The sequence below is a fragment of the Burkholderia sp. AU4i genome (assembly GCF_000466765.1).
Lineage (GTDB): Bacteria > Pseudomonadota > Gammaproteobacteria > Burkholderiales > Burkholderiaceae > Burkholderia > Burkholderia cepacia.
Genome location: NZ_ASSI01000097.1, coordinates 22,272 through 28,957 on the forward strand (window position 1 = coordinate 22,272; position 6,686 = coordinate 28,957).

General features: G+C 61.8%; 6 protein-coding genes and 1 pseudogene. 4 read left to right on the forward strand and 3 right to left on the reverse strand.

Annotated features, from left to right (window positions below):
• The first annotated feature begins 78 nt into the window (after positions 1-78).
• Positions 79-942, forward strand: coding sequence for a glycine betaine ABC transporter substrate-binding protein (locus L810_RS22615; protein WP_021160639.1), 864 nt, complete (start codon positions 79-81; stop codon positions 940-942).
• Between the two features lie 178 nt (positions 943-1,120).
• Positions 1,121-2,776 carry an APC family permease gene (locus tag L810_RS22620; protein WP_021160640.1) on the forward strand — a complete coding sequence of 552 codons (1,656 nt, stop codon included), beginning with the start codon at positions 1,121-1,123 and terminating at the stop codon, positions 2,774-2,776.
• Positions 2,777-2,887: 111 nt separating this feature from the next.
• Here L810_RS22620 and L810_RS22625 read toward each other — a convergent pair whose 3' ends face one another.
• Both L810_RS22625 and L810_RS22630 read right to left on the reverse strand, forming a co-directional pair.
• Positions 2,888-4,204 carry an SEL1-like repeat protein gene (locus L810_RS22625; RefSeq protein WP_021160641.1) on the reverse strand — a complete coding sequence of 439 codons (1,317 nt, stop codon included), beginning with the start codon at positions 4,202-4,204 and terminating at the stop codon, positions 2,888-2,890.
• A 3-nt stretch (positions 4,205-4,207) separates the two neighbouring features.
• Positions 4,208-4,717 carry a phospholipase D-like domain-containing protein gene (locus L810_RS22630; protein WP_021160642.1) on the reverse strand — a complete coding sequence of 170 codons (510 nt, stop codon included), beginning with the start codon at positions 4,715-4,717 and terminating at the stop codon, positions 4,208-4,210.
• Here L810_RS22630 and L810_RS22635 point away from each other — a divergent pair.
• Entirely contained in the window at positions 4,716-5,327 is a 612-nt protein-coding gene (locus L810_RS22635; protein ID WP_042975716.1) for a TetR/AcrR family transcriptional regulator, read from the forward strand. The two genes, L810_RS22630 and L810_RS22635, sit on opposite strands and share 2 nt — an antisense overlap.
• A gap of 165 nt (positions 5,328-5,492) precedes the next feature.
• Positions 5,493-6,485 carry a DMT family transporter gene (locus tag L810_RS22640; protein WP_021160644.1) on the forward strand — a complete coding sequence of 331 codons (993 nt, stop codon included), beginning with the start codon at positions 5,493-5,495 and terminating at the stop codon, positions 6,483-6,485.
• A 21-nt stretch (positions 6,486-6,506) separates the two neighbouring features.
• Here L810_RS22640 and L810_RS22645 read toward each other — a convergent pair.
• A pseudogene (locus L810_RS22645) lies at positions 6,507-6,686 on the reverse strand (formyltetrahydrofolate deformylase); the annotation flags it as partial.

Consider the following 6,686-nt stretch of genomic DNA (forward strand, 5'->3'; position numbering starts at 1 on the left):
AAACAACGATACCGCGGATTTGTGGTTGAAGAACCTAGAGAGACAACGCGCACGGTGCGCATTTCAAGGAGATCGACCATGAAGCTGTTCGGAAAACTGATGTGGACCGGCGCACTGTCGGCGATGGTGGCACTGAGCGCATCGGCGCTCGCCGATACGAAGCCCACGCTGAAGATCGGTTACGTCGAAGGCTGGGACGACAGCGTGGCGACGTCGAACGTCGCGGCGCGCGTGATCGAGAAGAAACTCGGCTATGAGGTGAAGCTCGTGCCGGTCGCTGCAGGCATCATGTGGCAGGGCGTCGCGCGCGGCGATCTCGATGCGACGCTGTCCGCGTGGCTGCCGGTCACGCACGGCTCGTACTGGGACGAGTACAAGGCCAAGGTCGTCGACCTCGGCGCGAATTTCCCCGATGCGAAGATCGGCCTGATCGTGCCCGCGTACGTGAAGGCGAAGAGCATCGACGACCTGAATGCCGAAAAAAGCAGCTTCGGCGGCCGGATCGTCGGTATCGACGCAGGTGCGGGCGTGATGCGCAAGACCGACGACGCGATCAAGAGCTACGGGTTGAACTACACGCTGATGCCGAGCTCGGGCAGCGCGATGACGGCCGAGCTGTCGCGCTCGGTCGGCGCGAACAAGCCGGTGATCGTGACCGGCTGGGCGCCGCACTGGATGTTCGCGAAGTGGAAGCTGCGCTTCCTCGAGGATCCGAAGAAGGTGTTCGGCGGCGCGGAGCACGTCGACAGTGTCGTGAACCCGCAGCTCGAAACGAAGGCCAAGCCGGTCGTTGCGTTCCTGAAAAAATTCCAGTGGAAGCCGGGCGAGATCGACAGCGTGATGCTCGCGATCCAGAACGGCTCGAAGCCGGAAGCGGCTGCCGATGCATGGATTGCAGCGCATGCGGACCGCGTGAATTCGTGGACGGAAGGCGCGCAATAAGCCGCCACGATTCGCCGCAATAAAAAGACGAAGAGACAGTCCGGGATTGATCGGCAGGATAGCGAAATAATTGCACTGCGATGCGATCATATCCCGGAATTATTTTTTTGATTCTGCAAGAAAGCCGGTATGTTGTTACACTACGGCCCTTGTGCGGAGTCATCACAGGAGGAATTGGATGAGTCAGGCAGGACTGCGTGCGAACAGCACCAGTGATGTTGAGGCAACCATCTCACATGATTCGACGGGCCACACGCTGCATCGTGGCCTGACTTGGAAAGACGCTTTTTGGGTAACGAGCGGCGTGCCGGCAGGCGTGCTGTTCACGATCGGCGGCGTATGCGCGACGATCGGCCAGCCCGCGTGGGCGATCTGGATCGCCGCGATCACGATGGGGCTGATTCAGAGCGCGACTTATGCGGAAATATCGGGGCTATTTCCCCATAAATCGGGCGGCGCGTCCGTATATGGCGCGATCGGCTGGGTCCGTTACAGCAAGCTGATTGCCCCGGTTTCCGTGTGGTGCAACTGGCTCGCGTGGTCGCCGATGCTCGCGCTCGGCTGCGGCCTCGCGGCGAGCTATGCGCTCACGAGTCTCTTTCCCGCCGACGCGGCGGTGCTGCACTGGCAGCTCAAGGTTGCGGATCTCGGGTTCATCAAGCCGGGTCTGTCCCTGCGGATCAATGCGACGTTCATCATCGCGACGATCCTGCTTCTCATCACGTTCAAGCTTCAACACAGCGGTGCATCGAAGGCGGCGCGCACGCAGCGCATTCTCGGCATCGCGTCGCTCACGCCGCTGTTGATCGTCGGCATCGTGCCGTTCGTCACGGGCGACGTGCCGATGTCGAACCTGCTCCCGCTGCTGCCGCTCGGTCACGACGCACAGGGCAATCTCACGACCGCGACGTTCGGCTCGTGGAACGGGCAGGGCGTCACGATGGCGCTCGGCGCGATGTTCATGGCCGGCTGGGCGTCGTATGGTTTCGAGACGGCCGTCTGCTACACGCGCGAATTCCGCGACCCGCGTCGCGATACCGCCAAGGCGATCTTCTGGTCGGGCGCGCTGTGCCTCGTCGTGATGACGCTCGTGCCGATGGCGTTCCAGGGTGCGCTCGGCACGCAGGCGATGCTCGATCCGTCGATCGGCGACGGCACCGGCGTCGCGGCCGCGATGGCGAAGATCGTCGGCGGCGGCGCGTGGGTCGCGAACGCGGTCGTCGTGATGCTGATGCTGTCGATCCTGCTGATCGTGATGACGTCGATGATGGGCTCGTCGCGCACGCTGTACCAGGCATCGGTCGACGGCTGGCTGCCGAAGTACCTGTCGCACGTGAACGAGCACGGCTCGCCCACGCGCGCGATGTGGACCGATCTCGGCTTCAACCTCGTGTTGCTGATGATGTCGGACTACATGACGGTGCTGTCGATCTCGAACGTCTGCTACATGCTGTTCGTATTCCTGAATCTTCAGTCGGGCTGGATTCACCGGATGGACCGCGGCAACTGGGATCGACCGTTCCGCTGCCCGACATGGCTGCTCGTTGCCGGCTCGATCTGCGGCTACGCGAACCTCGTCTATGTCGGCGCGGGCGCGAACCTGCAGGGCGAAGGCACGCTGCGCAACGGGCTGATCGCGATGCTGCTGATCGTGCCGGTGTTTCTCTATCGCCACTACTGGCAGGATCGCGGCCGGTTCCCTGCGCAGATGCAGCGCGACATGGAACTCGAGGTGCCGAAGCGAGCGATGTGGCTCAACCTGATGCCCTATGCGGCGCTGGTCGGGGCAGGGCTCACGATCTGGTTGTCGTATTACTTTGCGTGGGTGAAGTGAGCGGGTGGTGAGCAAGGCGACTCTTGCGCCGGACACGGAAACCGCACACGGGTCCGACGCGAGAGGAGCTGGTGCACTGCTTGCGCTTCACGATTGCCCGGCGCGCGTGCGTCAGGCCTGATCGAGGTACGAAACGAGCCGCCACGCGACTTGCGTGGTCTGTTGACGCATGCCGATCACGCGATCGAGAAGCGGAAGCGCTCTTGATTCGTGCACGATGATCGAAGGCAGGGTATCGCCCTTCAGGAACCGCCGTTCCGAGTCGCCGGCCTGGCCTTCCTTCAGCGCCGCACACCAGACGCCGTCTTCGGGGCAGCGTTCCCCGGTGCGAGCGACCGTTCCGATCGGCAGTCGAGTCGCGAGGGCTGCCGGTTGCGGCTCAGCCGAAGTCTTGTCCTGTACGCCGGCGAGCGGTAACCCCGTCGCCGGATCGAGGTGCTTCGCCTTCGCCATTTCGTTGATCATCGCGTCAGAAGGCTTTTGCGGAGGCGCGGCGGCATCCTGCTCCTTTTGCCACTGGAAGGTGCCGTCCCAGGGCGGGAGCTTGGCCGGCGGCAGAGGGACGATCTTGTCGATATCGGGAACCTTGGGGTTACGGCCATCGTTGCTGTTGATGAATTTGCCGATCACTTGATATCGTCTGGAGCGCTCAGGATCGTTCGAGAGCGACAGGTAATACAGCGTGTCGGATTTCGACGGCCCTCGAAATGCATTTTCCAGTGTAAACGCGCATTCGGTACTTCCGGCCTCGACGCCTTTCTGGAAGGTCTTCAGCGCCTCCGGGTATGCCCCGTCGGTCTTCAAGTCCAGTCCGAGCATCAAAGCGGCTTTCCCATAGCCTTGCGCCGTAGCGCATTCCCGCATTTGTTTTGCAATGGCAGGTGCATTGTCTCGTGGAGCGAGTAGTTCCCCAACGTAATACTGGGCCTGCGGGCTTCCCAAGTCAGCCGCTTTGCGAAAGTAACGCAACGATACGTCCGGATCCTGTTTCAGGCCGTACCCGATCTCGAGATAGTGGCCAATGTCATAGTATCCGGCGGGAATGCCTTGTTCGACGAGCTGTGCTGCAAGGTCCACGGATTCTTTCGGCGCGTTGGGCGAGTGGGCCAGCTCTTGCGAAATCAGGAGTTGAGCGTTGTTGTTCGCCTTGTAGTGGCCGTATGCTGCCGCGATCCGATAGTAACGGACGATATCGTCGAAGTCTTTTGGGCCGCTCTGTTTCTGCAGGTATCTGGCGTACTGGTACAGAAGGTCAGCTTTCGGATCAAGCGCCGGGAGATGATCAGCCTCATGCGCGCAGTTGAATGCGAGATTGGCGTGCACGGTGTTCAGATCGGGTAGCTGGGTCGATTGGGGCACGGGAGTATCCTTTTTCGAGCAGGCACAGACGAGTACGGCAAATGAAATAAGCAGTATGTATTTTTTCATCGATCAATCGTCGTAGGTGCGACTGTCAGAAGCTCTCGCGAATTTGACAAGCGATGCAAACGGAGCAAGCCCTTTGTCTTCGTTGATCTTGTTCTGGCCGAGAACCATGGTCCAGCCAGTGAAAGCGCTCGTGACATCATCGTGGGCGCCCTGGTTTTTGGTATGAAGCCCCCAAAGCTTCCTTCGCAACGGCTTCGTGACATCGCTGTTCTCGTGACAGATATTGAGCTCGCTATCGACGTTCATGCTTCGGATGTTCACGTTCGCCGAGCCCAGCGTCATGAATGCGTCGTCGACCGTCATCAGTTTGGCATGAACGTATACCGGCAACCAGTTGTCCGGGTGCGAGTCGTCGAACGGATTTGCTCCTTGAGACTGTATTTGCTGTAACGATGCCTGCTCTGCCGCGAGCTGTGACAAGAGGGAGTTCTGCTGCGCGGTGAACTGGTCGTCGACGACTTTCGGTGTTCGATCTTGATTTTGGGAATGATCGGTTCTAATATCCGCACTCATGAGCCCGACCTCTCCCAGCTCCCGCGACAGGGGCCGCCCACGCGAATTCGACACCGACGAGGTGATCGACGCGGCGGCACGCGTGTTCTGGGAGCAGGGGTATCACGCGACGTCGATCGACGCGTTGTGCGAGGCGACCGGTGTCTTTCGCGGCAGCCTGTACCGCACCTTCGGCGACAAGCACGGGTTGCTGGTCGCCGCGTTCGACCGCTATGCGGAAGGTGCGATCGCACGGCTCAAGGAGCGTCTCGCGGCGGATCTGCCGCCACGGCAGGCACTCAAGGCGGCGCTCCTGTACTACACGGAGATCGGTGCGCGCCTGTCGGAACGTCGCGGCTGCTTCATCACGAATTCGGCCGTCGAACTCCTGCCCGGCGACGACGCGCTGCGCCCGTACATCGAATCGACCCTGCTGCGCATTGGCTCGCAATTCAGCCTGGCCGTCGCGCGCGGCCAGCAGTCGGGCGATTTCGACCGGCATCTCGATCCGGAGGAGGTGGGCCGGTTCCTGTTGTGCCTGATCCAGGGCATGCGCGTGTTGGGCAAGTCGAGTGTATCGGAGGCGGAGCTCGCATCGATCGTCGAAATCGCGATGCGGGCACTGACCTGATTTTTTGGTTATTTTGAGAATGAATGGTTTCAAATGCGAGGCATACCGAGGCCCCGTATCGAGACCGTGAAGGGCAGGCAAACAGGGTAACGAACGCGATACGACACTGCCGCTGCGCGCAACCGTACCGGCATCGTTTTTCAATCAATTTGGGAATGATCAGTCATGAATGACGCAACACTCGCAACGCCTGCCGCGAACGCGTACGGGAAAGGCGTCGTCGCATGTGTGACCGCAACGATCCTGATGGGCGTGATGTTTCCGGTGATGACCGATGCGTTGCGGTACATCGATCCCTTTACGTTCACGTCGCTGCGCTACCTGATCGCCGGGATGTGCTTCCTCGTGTTGCTGCGGGTCGTCGAAGGGCCCGGTGCGTTTCGTTCCGCCGGAGAACCCGTGGCGCTCGCATGGCTGCTCGGATCGGTCGGCTTCTGCGGATTCGGGTCGTTCGTGTTCCTGGGCCAGCAGCTGGCCGGCGACGAGGGCGCGCTGACCGCATCGATCATGATGGCCACGCAGCCGATGATGGGGCTGCTGCTCAATGCGCTGGTGCGGCGCGTCGCGCCCGCGCCGGTGTCGGTGCTGTTCGTCGTCCTGTCCTTTACCGGCGTCGCGCTCGTCATCACGCGCGGCGACGTGATCGCCGCACTGCACGAACCGCAGCACTACGCGGCCAACGCACTGATCGTCGTCGGCGCGTTGTGCTGGGTCGTCTATACGTTCGGCGCAGCGCGGTTCACGAAATGGTCGGCACTGAAATACACGACCTTCACGACGTGGCTTGGACTGACCACGATCGTCGCAGTCAACCTGGTGCTGATCGCGACGCACCGGATCGCGGCACCGTCACTCGCCGCGGTGCATGCGGTGCTGCCGCATCTCGCATACATGGGGCCGGTGGCCGGCTTCGGCGCGATCCTGCTGTGGATGACGGGCAACCGGAACCTCGGGCCGATGAACGGCGTGCTGTTCATGGACGTCGTGCCCATCACGGCATTCATCGTATCCGCGGTCACGGGCGTCGTGCCCAACCGCGCGCAGATCCTGGGCGCCGCGCTGACGGGCGTGGCGCTGATCCTCAACAACCTCTATCTGCGACACCGGGCACGACGAATCGGCACGACGCGTGCGCGCGTGCCGTCGGCTTCCGCGTGACGGACGGCGAAGCCCGCCCGCTTACGAAAACACCACCGTCCGATCGCCGTTCAAAAACACCCGCCGCTCGATGAACGCCTTCACCGCACGCGCGAGCGTGATGCATTCGACGTCGCGCCCCACCGCGAGCAACTGCTCCGGACGCAGCGCATGATCGACGCGCTCGACGACCTGCTCGATGATCGGGCCTTCGTCGAGATC